The 16,927-nt window shown below is 46.9% G+C and carries 18 protein-coding genes; 17 read left to right on the plus strand and 1 reads right to left on the minus strand.

Annotated elements, in window-relative coordinates; all coding sequences use genetic code 11:
• Positions 1-3: 3 nt before the first annotated feature.
• The 12 genes from BW931_RS12255 (at position 4) to BW931_RS12310 (ending at position 9,969) form a co-directional block, all read left to right on the plus strand.
• Positions 4-702 (plus strand): Crp/Fnr family transcriptional regulator, encoded by a 699-nt coding sequence (locus tag BW931_RS12255; protein WP_076572643.1) that lies wholly within the window; start codon positions 4-6, stop codon positions 700-702.
• Between the two features lie 123 nt (positions 703-825).
• Entirely contained in the window at positions 826-1,638 is an 813-nt protein-coding gene (locus tag BW931_RS12260; protein ID WP_076572645.1) for an amino acid ABC transporter substrate-binding protein, read from the plus strand.
• Positions 1,616-2,326 carry an amino acid ABC transporter permease gene (locus BW931_RS12265; RefSeq protein WP_169819471.1) on the plus strand — a complete coding sequence of 237 codons (711 nt, stop codon included), beginning with the start codon at positions 1,616-1,618 and terminating at the stop codon, positions 2,324-2,326. Before BW931_RS12260 ends, BW931_RS12265 begins: the two co-directional genes overlap by 23 nt.
• A gap of 10 nt (positions 2,327-2,336) precedes the next feature.
• Positions 2,337-3,074, plus strand: coding sequence for an amino acid ABC transporter ATP-binding protein (locus BW931_RS12270; protein WP_076572647.1), 738 nt, complete (start codon positions 2,337-2,339; stop codon positions 3,072-3,074).
• 327 nt (positions 3,075-3,401) lie between these two features.
• Positions 3,402-4,103, plus strand: coding sequence for an N-acetylmannosamine-6-phosphate 2-epimerase (locus BW931_RS12275; RefSeq protein WP_076572648.1), 702 nt, complete (start codon positions 3,402-3,404; stop codon positions 4,101-4,103).
• 1 nt (position 4,104) lies between these two features.
• Positions 4,105-4,974 (plus strand): N-acetylneuraminate lyase, encoded by an 870-nt coding sequence (locus BW931_RS12280; protein ID WP_076572650.1) that lies wholly within the window; start codon positions 4,105-4,107, stop codon positions 4,972-4,974.
• A gap of 36 nt (positions 4,975-5,010) precedes the next feature.
• Entirely contained in the window at positions 5,011-6,048 is a 1,038-nt protein-coding gene (locus BW931_RS12285) for a sialic acid TRAP transporter substrate-binding protein SiaP (protein ID WP_076572652.1), read from the plus strand.
• 27 nt (positions 6,049-6,075) lie between these two features.
• Positions 6,076-6,540, plus strand: coding sequence for a TRAP transporter small permease (locus BW931_RS12290; RefSeq protein WP_076572654.1), 465 nt, complete (start codon positions 6,076-6,078; stop codon positions 6,538-6,540).
• A gap of 4 nt (positions 6,541-6,544) precedes the next feature.
• Positions 6,545-7,825, plus strand: coding sequence for a TRAP transporter large permease (locus tag BW931_RS12295; RefSeq protein WP_076572656.1), 1,281 nt, complete (start codon positions 6,545-6,547; stop codon positions 7,823-7,825).
• Positions 7,826-7,873: 48 nt separating this feature from the next.
• Positions 7,874-8,773, plus strand: coding sequence for an ROK family protein (locus BW931_RS12300; RefSeq protein ID WP_076572659.1), 900 nt, complete (start codon positions 7,874-7,876; stop codon positions 8,771-8,773).
• 21 nt (positions 8,774-8,794) lie between these two features.
• Positions 8,795-9,634: a MurR/RpiR family transcriptional regulator gene (locus BW931_RS12305; RefSeq protein ID WP_234972641.1), complete on the plus strand. Its 840-nt coding sequence runs from the start codon at positions 8,795-8,797 to the stop codon at positions 9,632-9,634.
• Positions 9,635-9,675: 41 nt separating this feature from the next.
• On the plus strand, positions 9,676-9,969 hold the full coding sequence (locus BW931_RS12310) for a monooxygenase (RefSeq protein ID WP_268794171.1): 294 nt from the start codon (positions 9,676-9,678) through the stop codon (positions 9,967-9,969).
• A gap of 261 nt (positions 9,970-10,230) precedes the next feature.
• Here BW931_RS12310 and BW931_RS12315 read toward each other — a convergent pair whose 3' ends face one another.
• Positions 10,231-11,886: a high affinity choline transporter 1 gene (locus tag BW931_RS12315; RefSeq protein ID WP_084193937.1), complete on the minus strand. Its 1,656-nt coding sequence runs from the start codon at positions 11,884-11,886 to the stop codon at positions 10,231-10,233.
• Positions 11,887-12,342: 456 nt separating this feature from the next.
• Between BW931_RS12315 and betB the strand changes: the two genes are divergently transcribed.
• From betB to BW931_RS12335, 5 genes are all read left to right on the plus strand, one after another.
• Positions 12,343-13,809 (plus strand): betaine-aldehyde dehydrogenase, encoded by a 1,467-nt coding sequence (gene betB, locus BW931_RS12320; protein ID WP_076572665.1) that lies wholly within the window; start codon positions 12,343-12,345, stop codon positions 13,807-13,809.
• Between the two features lie 16 nt (positions 13,810-13,825).
• Positions 13,826-15,511 (plus strand): choline dehydrogenase, encoded by a 1,686-nt coding sequence (gene betA, locus BW931_RS12325; RefSeq protein WP_076572667.1) that lies wholly within the window; start codon positions 13,826-13,828, stop codon positions 15,509-15,511.
• Between the two features lie 121 nt (positions 15,512-15,632).
• Positions 15,633-16,178, plus strand: a complete 546-nt coding sequence (gene cudC, locus BW931_RS12330) for a choline uptake/conversion transcriptional regulator CudC (protein WP_076572670.1) — start codon at positions 15,633-15,635, stop codon at positions 16,176-16,178.
• 272 nt (positions 16,179-16,450) lie between these two features.
• Positions 16,451-16,588 carry a hypothetical protein gene (locus BW931_RS13575; protein ID WP_159435713.1) on the plus strand — a complete coding sequence of 46 codons (138 nt, stop codon included), beginning with the start codon at positions 16,451-16,453 and terminating at the stop codon, positions 16,586-16,588.
• A 36-nt stretch (positions 16,589-16,624) separates the two neighbouring features.
• Positions 16,625-16,837 carry a hypothetical protein gene (locus BW931_RS12335; RefSeq protein WP_076572671.1) on the plus strand — a complete coding sequence of 71 codons (213 nt, stop codon included), beginning with the start codon at positions 16,625-16,627 and terminating at the stop codon, positions 16,835-16,837.
• The last annotated feature ends 90 nt before the right edge of the window (positions 16,838-16,927 follow it).

The following is a 16,927-nucleotide window of genomic DNA, read 5'->3' on the forward strand; positions in this document are numbered from 1 at the left end:
ATTTTGGAACAAAACCAATGTTGTCATCACCAACATGGACATGCAGAATGTATTCGTATTGTTCCCATTTTCAACCATCTGGAAGACTCACAAATGGATTTGATTGCCGAATCTGCCAAGACACTTCATCTACAAAAAGGGGAAATGTTATTCCGTGCAGGTGAGAAAGATGATACCTTATATATTATCAATTCAGGTAAGGCTCGGATTTACCGCTTATCGGATTCTGGAAAAGAACAACTTGTTCGCATTTTAAATCCCGGTGATTTTACAGGTGAAGTCGCCATTTTCCAATCTGGAAGTATTCATGAGAACTATGCGGAAGCACTACAAAATACATCCATTTGTTTAATTAAACGAGAGGATTTACAAGAGTATTTGGTGGAATATCCGCAGATCTCATTAAAAATACTGTCAGAAGTAACGATGCGTTTGAAGGATTCTGAAAAACAAACCACACAAGTAGCGATTGAAAATGTAGAAACCCGCATTATATCCTTTTTAGCTGAGAATGTTGAAAAGGGAAGTGGCAATAGTCCAACGATTATCTTACCAATGTCCAAAAAGGATTTAGCCTCGTATCTTGGTACCACACCAGAAACAATCAGCCGTAAATTTACTACTCTAGAAGAACTTGGATTGATTAAACAGTTACCGAAAAAGAAAATTAAAATAATGGATTTAGATCAATTGTTAAAATAATTTTAATATTCGAATATATTCCAATACTTACTTGAAGAACGTTTAGTTGTTGACGAAAAGCATCTCCTTTTGTATCCTTATTAAACATACCATTTTACTAAGGATTAGAAGGAGCTGGACTATATGAAGAAAGTTTTCGGTTTTATATTTATTATTATTTTCATGGTGATCCTCAGCGCATGCGGATCAAATGGAGAAAGTGAGTCCTCTTCCGATGAACAGAGCGGAAGCGTGTGGGAAAGCATTCAGGAAGAAGGGGTACTTACGGTTGGTACGGAAGGGACGTATGCTCCATATACTTTCCACAACGAGGAAGATAAACTTACCGGGTATGATGTGGAAGTTGCGAAAGAAATAGGGAACAGACTCGGGGTCGAAGTGAATTTCGAGGAAACGAAATGGGACTCCATGTTTGCAGGACTGAACAATGAGCGTTTTGATATGATTGCCAACCAGGTCGGCATCAAGCCGGACAGGGAGGAGAAGTATGCATTTTCCGAACCCTACACGTATACCTCTGCTGTCCTCGTAACTCAGGAGGACAATGAGGATATCCAGAGCTTCGAGGATCTGGAAGGTGCGACTTCCGCTCAGTCTCTGACCAGTAATTACGCGTCCATTGCCGAGAAACACGGAGCGGAAATCGAAAGTGTCGAAGGGTTTAACCCTGCGATGGAGCTTCTGGCAAATGGCCGGGCAGACGCGACTGTGAACGACCGTTTATCCGTGCTGGATTTCCTGAATACGAGAGGAGATAAGGCCGGGGTGAAAATTGCGGATCGCAAGGATGATGCTTCTGAAACAGCGATGATGTTCCGCCAGGGAAATGAAGAATTGGTGGAAGCTGTGAACGGAGCTCTTGAAGAAATGAAAGAAGACGGTACGCTGAAAGAAATCTCCAAAGAATGGTTCGATGAAGATGTATCTGTTCAGTAGTATTCTCTGGATGAGCTCGGAGAATATAGAAATACTGAAAGAGTCGTTCCTGCCGCTAATGCGGGGAGTACTTACGTATACGATTCCTCTCTCCCTGCTGTCGTTTTTTATAGGATTGGTTCTTGCAATTGTTACAGCGCTTAGCCGTTTGTCAGGTATAGCTTTACTGTCGGGAGCGGCGCGGGTATACGTATCCATCATTCGCGGGACGCCGCTTCTCGTTCAGTTATTCATCGTCTATTTCGGTCTCGGTAATCTCGGAGTGGAATTCTTGAAATTCGAACCGTTTACCGGTGCCCTGATCGCTTTTTCCCTGAACACGGGTGCTTACGCTTCCGAAACGATACGGGCATCGATTCTTTCCGTGAATAAGGGGCAGTGGGAAGCGGCCTCGTCCATCGGAATGTCCTACATGCAGTCGCTCAGGCGGGTGATTCTGCCGCAGGCGGCCCGCGTTTCGATTCCGCCGCTTTCCAATTCGTTCATCGGTCTTGTGAAAGAGACGTCACTCGCTTCGACGATTCTCGTGAGTGAGATGTTCCGGAAAGCTCAGGAGATCGTCGCGACTACTTACACGCCGCTTCTGCTATATATCGAGGCGGCCGCTATTTACTGGGCGATCTGTTTCGTCCTGTCCCTTATTCAGGGTGGAATCGAAAATAAAATGAACCGTTATGTGAATACGTGAGGAGATTTTTATGATTACAGCAACGGATATATCAAAACGTTTCGGAGAGCTTGAAGTACTGAAGGAAATAAACATGAAAGTGGAAACCGGGAAGGTCGTCGTCATCATCGGGCCGTCCGGTTCCGGAAAAACGACCCTCCTGCGGTGCCTGAACCTGCTGGAACAGCCGGAGTACGGAAGTCTTACCATAGATACGCAGACCATAGACTTCCGTGATAAAATTTCCAAGCACAAAGTCCGGAACTTCCGCAGACTGTCGGGGATGGTTTTTCAGACGTATAATCTTTTCCCTCATTTTACTGCTATCGAAAATGTGATGGAAGGGCCCGTAATTGTCCAGAAAGTGAAAAAAACGGAAGCGAGACAGAAAGCGGAAGGGATTTTGGCTAAGGTTGGGCTGAAAGAGAAAGCAGATACGTACCCGTACCAGTTATCCGGAGGTCAGCAGCAGCGTGTCGGAATCGCAAGAGCGATGGCCATCGATCCGAAAGTGATGCTTTTCGATGAGCCTACCTCCGCTCTTGACCCCGAGCTCATAGGGGAAGTGCTGCGCGTCATGAAGCAGCTGGCGGAAGAAGGGCGTACGATGGTCGTCGTCACCCACGAAATGAATTTTGCGAAAGAAGTCGCAGACGAAGTTATTTTTATGGATGAAGGGGCGGTCGTGGAGAGAGGGACCCCCCTTGAAGTATTCGAACAGCCGAAAGAGGAGCGGACGAAACGGTTTCTCAATCTGCTGAAAGAGTAACGAGAAGAGTCGTGATCTCCTGTTTCGGGAATAAATGTTTGGATTAAGATTGCAGGGAAGCGGACAGCACCGTTTCCGTTGCAATCTTTTTTTGTTATCGTGCCCTTCAGCCTCGTTCGAATACTTCCAACGTCACGAAAAGCTCTTCATATCAAGAATATCAAAACTATCAAAAAAGACTGTTAATTGATAATTTATTATCATTTTATAAAAAATAATGATGATTATTATTTGTCATTTTTGATTATTTTATTGACAGTTATATTTCACTGTATTATTCTTGATTCATGAAAACGCTTTATAATAATAGTCTGCGAGGGGAACTTTATGGAAGTATTGGATAACTTGAAAGGTCAACTGATCGTTTCATGCCAGGCTCTGGAGGAAGAACCGCTTCACGGATCCGAAACGATGGGTAAAATGGCAAAAGCAGCGCGAGAAGGTGGCGCACGGGGTATCCGGGCCAACGGTGTGGAAGACATCAGAGCTATCAAAAAGGAGGTGGACCTTCCTTTAATAGGAATCATCAAGAGAGTGATCGGCGAAAGTGAAGTTTTTATCACTCCTACTTTTGAAGAAATTGAAAAGTTGGTAAGAGAAGGGTGCGACATCATAGCTTTTGACGCTACAGACCGGATGCGTCCGGACGGTAAGAGTTTTGAGGAATTCTTCACTTTGATTAAAGAAGCTTTCCCTGAACAACTGTTTATGGCGGATGTTTCTACAGTGGAGGAAGGTTTGCAGGCCGAAAAAATGGGCGTGGATCTGATTGCTACGACACTGGTAGGCTACACGCCCTACACGGAAGGGCATGAGCCCCTCGATGTATTGAAAGGACTGACAGCCAAAGCTTCAGTGCCGGTGATCGCCGAAGGGAATTACAATACGGAAGACAAGGCACGCCGTGCAGTGGAAGCCGGGGCTCATGCAGTAGTCGTGGGGAGTGCCATTACGAGGCCACAACTCATAACGAGAAAATTTGCTGAGGCTTTAGAGAAAGAACAAGTAACAAAGCAGGAGGGAAAGTAAAATGAAGGGTGTTTTTACAGCTCTAATCAATTCTTTTGACGAAAAAGGAAACATAAACGAACAGGGGTTGCGGGAAATCGTCCGTTACAATATCGATGTCTCCCAAGTGGACGGTTTGTACGTAAACGGCAGCACCGGAGAAAACTTTATGCTGTCACCGGAAGAAAAGAAAAAAGTATTTGAAATCGTGAAAGACGAAGCGGGAGAAGAGGTGGAGCTCATCGCCCAGGTCGGTGCTTTGAATATTTTCGAAGCGAAAGAACTGGCTGCTTATGCGACGGATCTCGGATATGGTGCCCTATCTGCTGTGACTCCTTTTTATTACAAATTCGATTTTGAGGAAATCAAAGATTACTATAATTCTATACTTGAAGATGTCGATAACCAGATGCTTATCTATTCCATACCTGCACTGACAGGCGTAAATATGGATCTGAAACAGTTCGGCGAGCTTTTTGAAAACGAAAAGATTACGGGCGTGAAGTTTACGGCTCCCGATTTCTTCCTTCTGGAACGTCTGAGACATGCTTACCCTGAGAAACTGATCTTTTCAGGATTTGATGAAATGCTTCTGCCTGCAAGCGTTCTTGGAATCGACGGGGCCATCGGAAGCACCTTCAACGTAAATGGAAGAAAGGCGAAAGATATATTGAAAGCGGTTCACTCAGGAGATTTGAATGAAGCACGGAAGCTCCAGAAAGAATCGAATGATCTGATTACGGCTATATTAGGTAACGGCCTTTATCAGACGATAAAAGAAGTTCTGAAAGATAAGGGCGTGGACGCCGGATACTGCCGCCAACCGATGAAAAAACCGAATGATGAACAGGTCAGCGGAGCAAAAGAAATCAGCCGTACATTCTTGAACTGAACACAGAAGTTAACTAATTAAAATGGAGGGGTTCATATGTTAAAAAGATTGTTTATGTTGAGTGCCATTCTGCTGTTAGCCGGTTTTCTCGCTGCCTGTTCCGGTGACGGAGGAAGAGAAAGTGAAGCTTCTTCCGACGGGGGATCGGGTGACGGAGAAACGAAAGAGCTGAAATTCGGTATGGTGGCCGGTACGGCTCAGAACGAATACAAAGCCGGAGAAACTTTGAAAAAATATGTGGAAGAAGAAAGTGGCGGAGATTTATCGGTAAAACTGTACCCGGATTCCCAACTTGGGGATGACCGTGCCATGCTCGAACAGGTCCGTGAAGACAGTCTGGACATTACGCTGGCTGAAACCGGCCGTTTCGGCATCTGGGTACCGCGTGCGGAACTGATGGGACTTCCTTACATCGTGGACGACTTCGATCATCTGAAAAAAGCCGTTTATGAAACTGAGTATGGAAAAGGCATCCATGAAGAACTGAAATCCGAGCATAACTGGAAAGTCGCAGGCACTGCTTATAACGGTACGCGTCAAACGACCTCGAGTTCAGCTATTGAGTCTCTCGAAGATATGGAAGGGATGAAGCTGAGAGTTCCGGAAGCCGACACCCTTCTTGATTATGCGGAATATACGGGAGCAGCACCTACTCCGATGGCGTTCACCGAAGTTTATATGGCTCTTCAGACAGGTTCGGTTGATGGTCAGGAGAACCCGCTCTCCACGATTGATGCACAGAAATTCTACGAAGTTCAGGATTACCTGGCAATGACGAACCACGTCGTTAACGATGCCAACTATGTAGTGAGCCAGAATACCTGGGAATCCCTTTCCGAAGAGAATCAGAAGATTTTGCAGGAAGGGATAGATAAAGCAGTAAAAGAGCATACAAAATTGTTCAAAGAAGAAGAGGAAAACTTGATCTCCAAGTTTGAGGAAGAAGGAATGACTGTTACAGAACCGGATCTTAAACCTTTCCGTGAGGCTGTTTCCGAAGTTTATCCTGAATACCTCGAAGATATTGAAGGAGACGGAGAATCCTATCTTCAACAGATCAAGGAAGCTAAATAAGTCTTGTACGTATAGGAGCATCAGTCTATGAAAAAGTTTTTGAGAAATTTCGAGGAGATTGTCGGCGGGTCCCTGTTCATCGTCATCTTTGTGGTCCTGATTGTACAGATTTTCTCCAGACAGGTTTTGGACAGCCCTAATACGTGGTCTGAGCAGATGGCGAGGTTCCTGTTTGTCTATGTCGGTTACCTCGCCGTCTCCTCTGAAATTAAAAACGAAGGTCACGTGCGTATTGAATATTTCTTCGATAAGTTGCCTGAGAAAGTACGCGTCGCTCTCCACTACTTCTTTCAGATTATAATGGGCGTCATCCTCATTGTAATGGGATATATCGGTTATGAGATGGCCATGAGAAAATTGCCGGTGGAAATTGTCTCACTGAATATTTCTTACTTCTATATGTATATGGCTCTTCCTGTTCTGTCCCTTCTCATGCTTTACCGTCTGGTGGAAGCAAACATAAGAAGAATCAAAGACGGCAGGGGGGTATAAGAAGATGGACGTATTCATTGTATTATTAGTTTGGATCGTACTGCTGCTGCTCGGAATGCCGGTAGGGTTCACTCTTTTGTCAGCCGCTTTTCTTTACTTCATATCGAATGACTGGAACCTGGTCTTCTTCTCCGGAGCCAAGTTGGTAGACAGTCTCGACACTTTTTCTTTGCTTGCTGTTCCATTCTTCATTCTTACCGGAACACTTATGAACTCTTCCGGTATTACGGAGAGAATCTTCAGTTTTGCAAAGTCGCTTGTCGGTCATTTCACCGGAGGGCTCGGCCACGTGAACATTATGGCCAGCCTTATGTTTTCCGGGATGTCCGGTTCAGCGCTTGCGGATGCCGGGGGACTTGGACAGCTTGAAATCAAATCGATGCGCGACGGTAAATATGACGATGATTATGCGGGAGGGCTGACTGCAGCTTCTGCCATTATCGGACCTATCATACCGCCGAGTATACCTTTGATCATTTACGGAGTGGTGTCGGATCAGTCGATTGCCAAGCTGTTTCTTGCCGGTGTCGTACCAGGTATCATTATGGCAGGCAGTCTGATGGTAGTCGCCTACACATTCGCTAAAAAACGCGGGTTCCCGAAAGAGGAGAAATCGACTTTCAAAGAGCGTGGCGTCCACTTCAAGAAAGCTTTCTCAGCTCTGCTCACTCCCGTTATCATCATCGGCGGGATATTCTCCGGATTATTTACGGCAACGGAGGCAGCTGTTGTGGCTACGGTCTATGCAATGATTCTGGGCTTTTTCTTCTACAAGGAATTGACTCTGAAGAAATTCTTCCAGAACGTCGTTGATTCACTGAAATTGACCGGAGTAGCAGTACTCATGATTATTGCGGTCGAATTTTTCGGACAGATGATCGCTCATGAGCAGGTAGCTATGAATATCGCCGACTTTTTCCTCAATGTGACGGATAACCCTGTTATTCTGTTATTATTGATAAACGTACTGCTTATTTTTCTGGGGACTTTCATCGAATCACTTGCGCTGCTCATCCTTCTGATACCGATTCTTGTGCCAGTCGTGATGACGGCCGGTGTAGATCCGGTGCATTTCGGTATCATCGTTATATTGAACCTCATGATCGGTATTCTTACACCGCCTATGGGCATGGCGCTGTTCGTCGTTTCCAGAGCCGGAAACATACCGATTCATACGATTACGAAAGGCGTACTGCCTTTTTGGATACCTCTGTTCCTGACACTGTTATTAATTACTCTGTTTCCACAGTTAGTGATGTTTTTACCAAATGTATTAAGCCCATAGAGGAAAAGCCTGCAAAGGTTTTTCCTCTTATTTTTGAGGAGGGGTAAAATGAAGATTGCAGCTTTTGATATTGGTGGTACGAATATAAAATGGGGAATCGTAACGGACGAGGGGGAAATCATCGAGAAAGGATCATTTCCTTCCCGGGTAGAGGAGGGAGCAGATCGGTTAATAGAAAATGTGCAGAACAAATGCAGGCAACTGAAGGAAGAATATTCTGTGAGCGGTGCAGCCATCAGTACAGCAGGACAGGTGAACAGTGACGAAGGGGAAATCGTTCATGCCACAGAAAATATCCCCGGCTATACGGGAATGAAAGTAGCTGAACGTGTCGAGAACGCTGTCGGAATACCTGTGCGTGTCGAAAATGATGTTAACTGTACGGCACTGGGAGAATCCTGGCAAGGAAATGCCGTCGCAGTAAGTAATTTCTTTTGTGTAACGCTTGGAACGGGAATTGGCGGGGCGCTCGTCATGGAAAATAATCTTGTACCGGGAGCCAGCTGGTGTGCCGGAGAAATGGGACATATGCCGCTCTATCCTGGGGGGCTGACCTGTACGTGCGGGAACCGGGGGTGTCTGGAACAGTACGCTTCTGCCGGGGCGCTGGAGAGACAGGTCGAAATACAGAAAGACCGGTTCGTCCCGCTGCCAGAATTCTTTGAAGAGGTACGAAAGGGAGAAAAAGAGTCGATGAGAATTTTCGATACGTGGATCGATCATTTAACGAATGGTCTGCAGAGTATTGTACATTTACTGAACCCGTCTGTTCTGATCATTGGAGGAGGTGTATCGGCTCAGGGCTCTCTGTTAACGGATGCGATCACTGAATCTCTCAGCGAAAAAGTGATGCCTAACCATTTTTCTGCGTTACGTGTACGGATAGCGGGTAAAGGAAACGAAGCGAACCTTTTAGGAGCTGTACGCCATTACCTTGATAATCAGTGAGTGGATGAAGGAGGGGTTTTTGTGGAGAAACTGCAACGAATTACGACGAAACCTTCGATTGTAATGGAGCAGAACAAGCATACGTTCACGAAATCGGAGCATAAAATATACGAGTATATTTTGAAGAATGAGGAAACGGTGTTATATCACTCCCTTACTGAAATTTCCGAGGCCAGCGGGGTTGCCGAAGCCACTGTCCTCCGTTTTTTTCGTAAGCTTGGATATAAAGGTTTTCAGGATTTTAAATTCGCTTATGCTCAGGAATTCTCCGGGCAGAAGGAACATTCGGAAGACGAAACGTACGTAGAGAAAATCAAAAATAACATGGTACAGGCTGTCGAAGACTCTTATGGCATTGTGGACGTGAAGACCCTGGATCATTGCGTAGAACTACTGCACAGTCATGAGGACGTGGTAATATTTGGCGTTGGATCGTCGGGTATATCTGCTGAGGATATGCAGACCAGACTTATGAGGGTAGGAAAGCATGTGAACGTAGTTACGGACCCTCATTTTCAGGTTATGCGTGCATCATCCATGACCGAAGATACGCTGGTGGTCGCAATCAGTCTGACCGGAAGCACGAAGGACATTGTTGACAGCGTAGCCGTGGCGAAGGAGAAAGGAGCGACTATCGTAGCGCTCACCAATTATGTGAAGTCTCCGCTTACAAAGTATGCAGACCAGGTTCTTTTATCTTCTTCGAAAGAAAGTCCGCTCGACAGTGGATCTCTCGTTTCGAAGATGGCTCAATTGTTCCTGATTGACCTTCTCTGCACAGGTTTCACTCTTCATAATTATGAGGATGCTGAAAAAGTGAAGCTTAGCATAACGAAGAACACGGCCCGGAAGCTGTATTGAAAAAGAAGAGTTTTTGAAAGGAGTGCGTACGTACGGCTTATATTCTTCAGATGGATTTTGCCATGGACGGTCCGTTCGGCGAGGAGATGGCCGAAGGTTTTGCCAGACTGGCTGAAAGTATTAATGAAGAAAAAGGTTTTCTATGGAAGGTATGGACTGAGAACCCGGATACGAAGGAAGCCGGAGGCATTTATGCTTTTGAGACGAAAGAAGCAGCGGAGAAGTACCTGGAAAAGCATTCCGCAAGGCTTGGAGAGTTCGGCATCACCGGTATCCGTTCGAAACTGTTCCGGATGAACGAAGCACTTACGAAGATCAACCATGGAAATGCGTGATTCTTAACGATTGCAATGGAGCCGTCATGACCGGTTTCCGTTGCAATTTTTTTATATTCGTGACGTTCGGGGCCTTTTTGTGCCGGTGAACGGCACGCAAATGACCGAATCGTTCCCTTCAGGAGACAATCGACTTCCCGAAAGTAAGGATTACCGGTAAATCGTTACCTTCAGAGCGCTAAAGAAGCTCCCAAGGTCACGAAACGCCCGTTCACCCCTGCAAAAAACAGGCAGCTCCCTCGAAGGAACTGCCTGTTTTCATTATTCTTCCGCCATTTCCGTTTTCAGCTTGCGAAGCGGCTGAGGCGGGCATGATTTCTGAGTAAGACGGGAGACGATGATGATCGTCAGTAACCCGGCGACCATAGCGAGCGTCCGGAACGGGAAGAGGACGACCCCGTCTTCCACCATCGGATAAGGAAGGAAAGCCGGGAGTCCGAGCGCCGGTTCCCCGCCCCCGATACGGAGGAAGAACGATACACCGAGTCCGGCGAGCGCGCCGTACGTGTTCGCTTTTTTATCAAAAAGGGCTGTCGTGAGCTGCGGGAAAAGTACGCAGTAGACGAGATCGGCACACAGATACCAGAGCGTGTACACGCTGTCGATGTTGAGTGCGACCATTGTCGCTGCCAGTCCGATCAATATGATAGAGATACGGATAGCGCGCTTAATGTCTTTTCCTTCGGCTTTCGGTTTAATCAGTGGACGGTAAATATTCCACGCTGCCATGGAAGAAGCAGATAGAATAGATGAGTCCATGGAGGACATAACTGCAGCCGCCACGGCACCGAGAGCCACAATAGCTACGAGATAAGGAGCCATATAGTTGATGACGTAGGCGAGAATATCGGAAGAAGCAGCCGGTCCTTCAATACCGTAGCTTGCCCAGTCGGCCGAGAATCCTGCTACACCGAGCATAACGGCCGGTACTGCAAGGATAATACAGAATACACCTGCCGCAATGGATAACCACATAGCGGTGTTTTCATTTTTCGATGAAAGTACTCTCTGGAAATAGACCTGCCACGGAATACCTCCAAAAATGAGAAGAAGGGCAGAGTCCCACCAGTAGAAGTACTGGTTTCCCCAGTCCGGATGATTCCAGCCGTCGAGAGGTGGAATCAGGTTCGTAAATCCGGCCATACCTTCTTTATAAGCTCCCCATGCCTGACCGAGTCCGCCTACTTCTGCAAGAGCGAAAGGCACGACGAGGAACATACCGACGATAATCATGATGATTTGCGCTACGTCGGTGAGCGCGACCGACCACATACCGCCGACAAACGTGTAGGCTACTGCAATGAGAGCCGAAACGATAATGGAAGTCGTGAAGTCTATACCAAGAATCAGTCCGAACGTGGATCCTAACGCTACCAGAATCGCAGCACTCCAGAAAAGTTCTCCAAGCAGTGCAGGCAGGTAAAGGACACCGGTCACTTTTTTACCGAAACGGGCTTCGAGCGGATCGAGCATTGTCGTGAATTCATATCTTCTCATTTTTCGGGCGTAAAAAACCCCGCCTATAATCAGACTCAGGCCGAAACCCCACGGAGCCTGGACCCAGACGATACCGGAGGCGAATGTCGACTCAGCCGTACCGGCGATGTAACCGCCGCCGACCCAGGTGGCCGTCATCGTGAACATGGCGATCCATAACGGCATCGCCCGACCGGCGACCATCATATCTTTGGCACTGTCTGATTTTTTCCCGGCTGTAATGGAGCCTATGTAGAAGATGATAGCGTAGGCGATGAACATGAAAATGAGGGCGCCCCAGTTGACGTTGTTCCCCGTAAAACCTACATAGACGGCTACTCCGAGAAGTAACCCCAGAAATCCGAACGTTCCTGCTTTTTCATAATTTTTATTTTTCTTATCCTGCTTCCCTTCTGGTGTTTCAGATGGTTGCGGTTGCACGAAACCACTCCTTTGCAAGTATTTGTTATGTGTAGTGTGTATGTTTCCGGATGTAAAGCTTACGACGGTACCGTGTCGCTTAATTAATTTAAAACGTTTAATAATTATTAAACAACCAACACGTATTACTGTAACGTACCATAAAATAATGTCAACTCCGCTCCCGGGACAAAACCGGCCTCATAGCTACAAAGACAAGGGATAGAGAGAATTTCAGAAAAATCCTTCTCCATGTATAGGACATGGAAGGCTTTACATAGGAAATGGGAAAAGTTCAGGCTCCCGGAAATCGTTCCTTTCATTAAAGGCTCCGAAAAGACTCTGAATTTCCTTTCTCCAATAAGAAAAGTTTAGCGGGCTCCGGTTTACAACTAAAAAATCATGTGCTAGCATGAAAATTGTTAAAAACGTTTAAAAATAATTAAATAAAATAAACGTTAAAAAGGAGGCGCGAAAATGAAACAAATGTATATTAACGGAAACTGGGTGGACGCCCGTTCCGGAAAAACGAGAGAAATCATCAATCCTTACAATCAGGAAGTGATCGCCGAAGCGGCAGACGGAAGCGAAGAAGATGCCAAAATAGCGATCGCTGCAGCACGCGAGGCTTTTGATAATGGGGAGTGGGCATCGACTCCTGCAGCAGACAGAGGAGAAAAAGTGCTGCGTATAGCGGAACTGATTGAACGGGACAGAGAAGAACTTGCCAGGATGGAAACTCTTGATACCGGCAAGACAGTAGAAGAAAGCCGGGAGGACATGGACGATATAGCCGGAGTCTTCAGGTATTTCGCCGGTCTCGCCGACAAGGACGGCGGAGAGATGATCGAGTCCCCGATTCCGGACAGTCAGAGCAGAATCGTCCGGGAACCGGTCGGAGTGTGCGGGCAGATTACCCCGTGGAACTATCCGCTCCTTCAGGCTTCGTGGAAAATCGCTCCCGCTCTTGCAGCCGGAAACACAATCGTAATCAAGCCAAGTGAAATAACGCCACTCACCACTGTCAAAGTGACGGAGCTGATGGAAGAAGCCGGGTTCCCGGCTGGTGTCGTCAACCTGGTGCTCGGCGACGGGGCTACGGTCGGCAATGAGCTGGCAGAAAGCGACAGCGTCGATCTGATTTCCTTTACCGGCGGTATCGAAACCGGGAAGAAAGTGATGCAGAAGGCGAGCGGTAACATGAAGAAAATCGCTCTTGAACTCGGTGGTAAAAACCCGAACGTCGTGTTCGCCGACGCTGATTTTGAGACAGCTGTCGACCAGGCTCTGAACGCCGCGTTTTTCCACGCCGGTCAGGTCTGTTCAGCAGGAGCTCGTCTTATTGTGGAAGATTCGATCCATGATGAGTTCGTTAAGGAACTGGCGGACAGAGCAGGGCGTATCAGGCTCGGTGACGGTTTCGAAGACGATACACAGTCAGGACCCCTTATTTCCGCAGAACATCGCGGGAAAGTGGAAAGCTACGTGGAAATCGGTAAACAGGAAGGTGCGAAGATAGTTACCGGCGGAGCACGGCCGGAAGAGGATGAGCTTCAGAACGGCTTCTTCTATCTTCCGACGATTTTTACGGAATGTACATCTGATATGAGAATCGTGCAGGAAGAAATCTTCGGACCGGTACTTACGGTGGAGCGTTTCCGTTCTGAGGAAGAAGCGGTGACTCTTGCGAATGACTCCATTTACGGACTGGCAGGAGCCGTTTTCACTACAGACATCGATAAGGCGGAACGTGCAGCTGCCAAAATGCGCATGGGAACAGTATGGATCAATGATTTCCATCCGTACTTTGCTCAGGCGCCATGGGGCGGCTACAAACAGTCCGGTATCGGCCGTGAACTCGGAAAACCGGGACTTGAAGAATATACAGAAACGAAACATATATACAGAAACTTGAAACCTGAACCGATTCACTGGTTCAAATAACAGGGAGGTTATCAAAATGAGTGAAGCATACGATATTGTAATAATCGGAGCAGGAAGTGCCGGTTCGATTCTTGGGAACCGGCTGAGTGAAGATGGAACGAAAAGCGTACTTGTACTGGAAGCCGGGCGCAGTGACTATCCGTGGGATCTGCTGATCCAGATGCCGGCGGCTTTACCGTTTCCGGCAGGGAAATCCCTCTATGACTGGAAATATGAATCGGATCCGGAACCATACATGAATGGACGCAGAATCAAGCATGCCCGTGGTAAAGTGTTAGGCGGTTCCAGTTCCATAAACGGAATGATTTACCAGCGCGGTAACCCTAAAGACTATGAGCGCTGGGGAGCGGACGAAGGGATGGATACGTGGGACTTCGCCCATTGCCTCCCTTATTTCAAACGGCTGGAGAATACAATCGATTCCGATAAGAGTGATGAATACCGTGGTCATGACGGCCCGGTTAAACTGACACGCGGACCTGCGACGAGTCCGTTATTCCAGGCTTTTTTCGAAGCTGCTTCAGAGGCGGGGCATGCGAGAACTCCGGATGTGAACGGATTCCGTCAGGAAGGTTTCGGTCCGTTTGATAAGCACGTCTATAACGGGCGGCGGATGTCCACCTCCCGCGCTTACCTTCGTCCTGCAATGCGCAGGAAGAATCTCACGGTCCGGACCCTTTCTTTCGTTCAGCACATCGATATTGAAAATGGAAAAGCACGGGGACTTACTTATAAGCGGAACGGGAAAGAACACTACGTATCCGCTGGAGAAGTCATACTTTCAGGCGGGGCGATCAACACTCCTCAGCTGCTTCAGCTTTCCGGAGTCGGCGATCCTGAACATCTCCGTTCCGTCGGCGTTCAGCCGAAAGTGAATCTTCCGGGAGTGGGTGAGAACCTGCAGGATCACCTGGAAGTCTATATTCAGCACGGCTGCCCGCTGCCGGTTTCCGAGCAGCCGAGTCTCAAACTGAAAAACATGCCGTGGATCGGTCTGCAGTGGCTGCTGAAACGTCAAGGACCTGCTGCGACGAACCATTTCGAAGGCGGAGGGTTCGTACGGTCGAACGAAGACGTGGAGTATCCGAACCTTATGTATCACTTCCTTCCGGTCGCCGTCCGGTACGACGGTGAAAAAGCACCGGTGGAACATGGTTTTCAGGTACACATCGGACCGATGTATTCGGATGCCCGCGGTTCCCTGAAAATACAGTCCAACGATCCAAAAGCGCATCCAAGCATGATTTATAACTACCTTTCCACTGAACAGGACAGACGTGAATGGGTGGAAGCAGTACGCGTCACGCGTGAAATTATGAACCAGCCTGCCATGAAACCTTACAATAGCGGAGAGATTTCGCCGGGACCGTCGGTACAGACGGAAGAAGAAATTCTGAACTGGGTGGCGGAAGACGCAGAAACGGCTCTGCATCCAAGTTGTACAGCGAAAATGGGAGCGGAATCCGATCCTATGGCCGTCGTCGATCCGGAAACGATGAAGGTTCACGGACTCGACAACCTCCGGGTGGTCGATGCTTCCGCTATGCCGTACGTAACGAATGGAAATATTCATGCTCCGGTACTGATGCTCGCCGAGAAGGCTGCAGACATCATCCGCGGCAAAAAACCGCTTGAGCCCGAGTATGTAGACTATTATAAGCACGGCGTACATCCGGCAGATGCAGGAACAGTTAAAGTTTAACCAGAAAAGAAATAAGGAAATTACTAAAATCAGGGGCTACTTTACAGGTCCCTGATTTTAATTTGTGTTATATTTTAGTTAATATTAAATACTTTAAATGAAATAAAAGGAGTGGTTCCCGGTGGAAAAGGATTCGGAAGCACTGATTGAGGAAGCGGAAGGGGCCGTCGTCGATTCCATTGCCGAAACGATGGACCTGTACGGTATCACCCCGTCAACGGGCCGGCTGTTTGCACGGATGTATTTTAAACATCAGCCTATGACTTTGGACGATATGAAGGATGATCTCGGAATGAGTAAGCCGAGTATGAGCATAGCCGTCCGTAATCTTCAGGAAGTGAGCATCGTAAAGAAAGTCTGGCAGAAAGGCTCCCGTAAGGACGCTTTTACGGCTGAGAAGAACTTTTTTAAATATTTTTCTCATTTTTTTGGCAACAAGTGGGAAAGAGAAGCGAAATTGAATTTATCCGCAATCGAATATGCAGAAGAGAAGCTTCAGGAAGTCATCGATGACGAAAGTACGGAAGAAGAACTGAAGGAGAGGGCGCGCAAAGACTACAATCAGCTCGAAGAATACCGTAAGTATTGTAAGTGGCTGGAACGTCTTGCAGATTCCATAGAATCCGGAGAGATTTTCGAATTTCTTCCTATAGAGGAAGAAAAATAACCGGGAAGAAACACCTGTAGGAACAGGTGTTTTTTTGTTTTGTGTAACCGTGAAGGCGGAAGAGGAGGTAAGGTTTTCGGGAGGAAGAGTTAATGTTATGATGTTATTAGAAAGTTCAATTAATATGCACGAATTAGGTCTAAAGTCATGATTTGTTACAATGTTGAATTTTAATAATAAATGTTCGTAATTATGAATGTATTATCTGTTATTTAGGGTATGGTTACATTAACAGCGTAATACCTGTTACGAATTCAGGAGGATTGTTCATTTTGAGTTACAAGGTACGAGCGATGACGTGTATTCAATGCCAGACTGATTTCGAGGAAACAGTTATAGACAGAAAAATCATCCACCTCCAGTGTCCCTACTGCAGAGTAGAAGAATCTGCCGGTAACAGCAGCCGGTAAGTATCAGGTAAAAGGACGGGAGGAAGGTGATCCTGGGTGAATAGTACAAACGAGAAAAAGTTCAAACAGCTGTATGATCAGGAACTTTTCAACCTGCAGAACACGGAAGAAAAGATTTTTGCCACTATTATCAAGGAAGAAGAGTATTATTTCGCAGCCGTATGTAACAGCAAACAGTCCGAAGCTTACAGACGGATAGAAAACATTGCTGAGATTCTGTCAGGAGAGAAAGACCCGCAGGAACGGTAGTGCACCCCGGAAGTTAGAGTAAAAAATCTAACTTCCGGGGTGTTTTTATGTCCAAGTATAGTAAAGCATTTAAGGTAAAGGTGGTAAGGG

It is taken from the genome of Salimicrobium salexigens (assembly GCF_900156705.1).
Taxonomy (GTDB): Bacteria; Bacillota; Bacilli; order Bacillales; family Halobacillaceae; genus Salimicrobium; species Salimicrobium album.

What these genes read in the sequence shown, in the direction of transcription:
- BW931_RS12260 (WP_076572645.1), top strand. Translation starts at nt 826, where the DNA reads ATGAAGAAAGTTTTCGGTTTTATATTTATTATTATTTTCATGGTGATC.
- BW931_RS12265 (WP_169819471.1), top strand. Translation starts at nt 1,616, where the DNA reads ATGAAGATGTATCTGTTCAGTAGTATTCTCTGGATGAGCTCGGAGAAT.
- BW931_RS12270 (WP_076572647.1), top strand. Translation starts at nt 2,337, where the DNA reads ATGATTACAGCAACGGATATATCAAAACGTTTCGGAGAGCTTGAAGTA.
- BW931_RS12275 (WP_076572648.1), top strand. Translation starts at nt 3,402, where the DNA reads ATGGAAGTATTGGATAACTTGAAAGGTCAACTGATCGTTTCATGCCAG.
- BW931_RS12280 (WP_076572650.1), top strand. Translation starts at nt 4,105, where the DNA reads ATGAAGGGTGTTTTTACAGCTCTAATCAATTCTTTTGACGAAAAAGGA.
- BW931_RS12285 (WP_076572652.1), top strand. Translation starts at nt 5,011, where the DNA reads ATGTTAAAAAGATTGTTTATGTTGAGTGCCATTCTGCTGTTAGCCGGT.
- BW931_RS12290 (WP_076572654.1), top strand. Translation starts at nt 6,076, where the DNA reads ATGAAAAAGTTTTTGAGAAATTTCGAGGAGATTGTCGGCGGGTCCCTG.
- BW931_RS12295 (WP_076572656.1), top strand. Translation starts at nt 6,545, where the DNA reads ATGGACGTATTCATTGTATTATTAGTTTGGATCGTACTGCTGCTGCTC.
- BW931_RS12300 (WP_076572659.1), top strand. Translation starts at nt 7,874, where the DNA reads ATGAAGATTGCAGCTTTTGATATTGGTGGTACGAATATAAAATGGGGA.
- betB (WP_076572665.1), top strand. Translation starts at nt 12,343, where the DNA reads ATGAAACAAATGTATATTAACGGAAACTGGGTGGACGCCCGTTCCGGA.
- betA (WP_076572667.1), top strand. Translation starts at nt 13,826, where the DNA reads ATGAGTGAAGCATACGATATTGTAATAATCGGAGCAGGAAGTGCCGGT.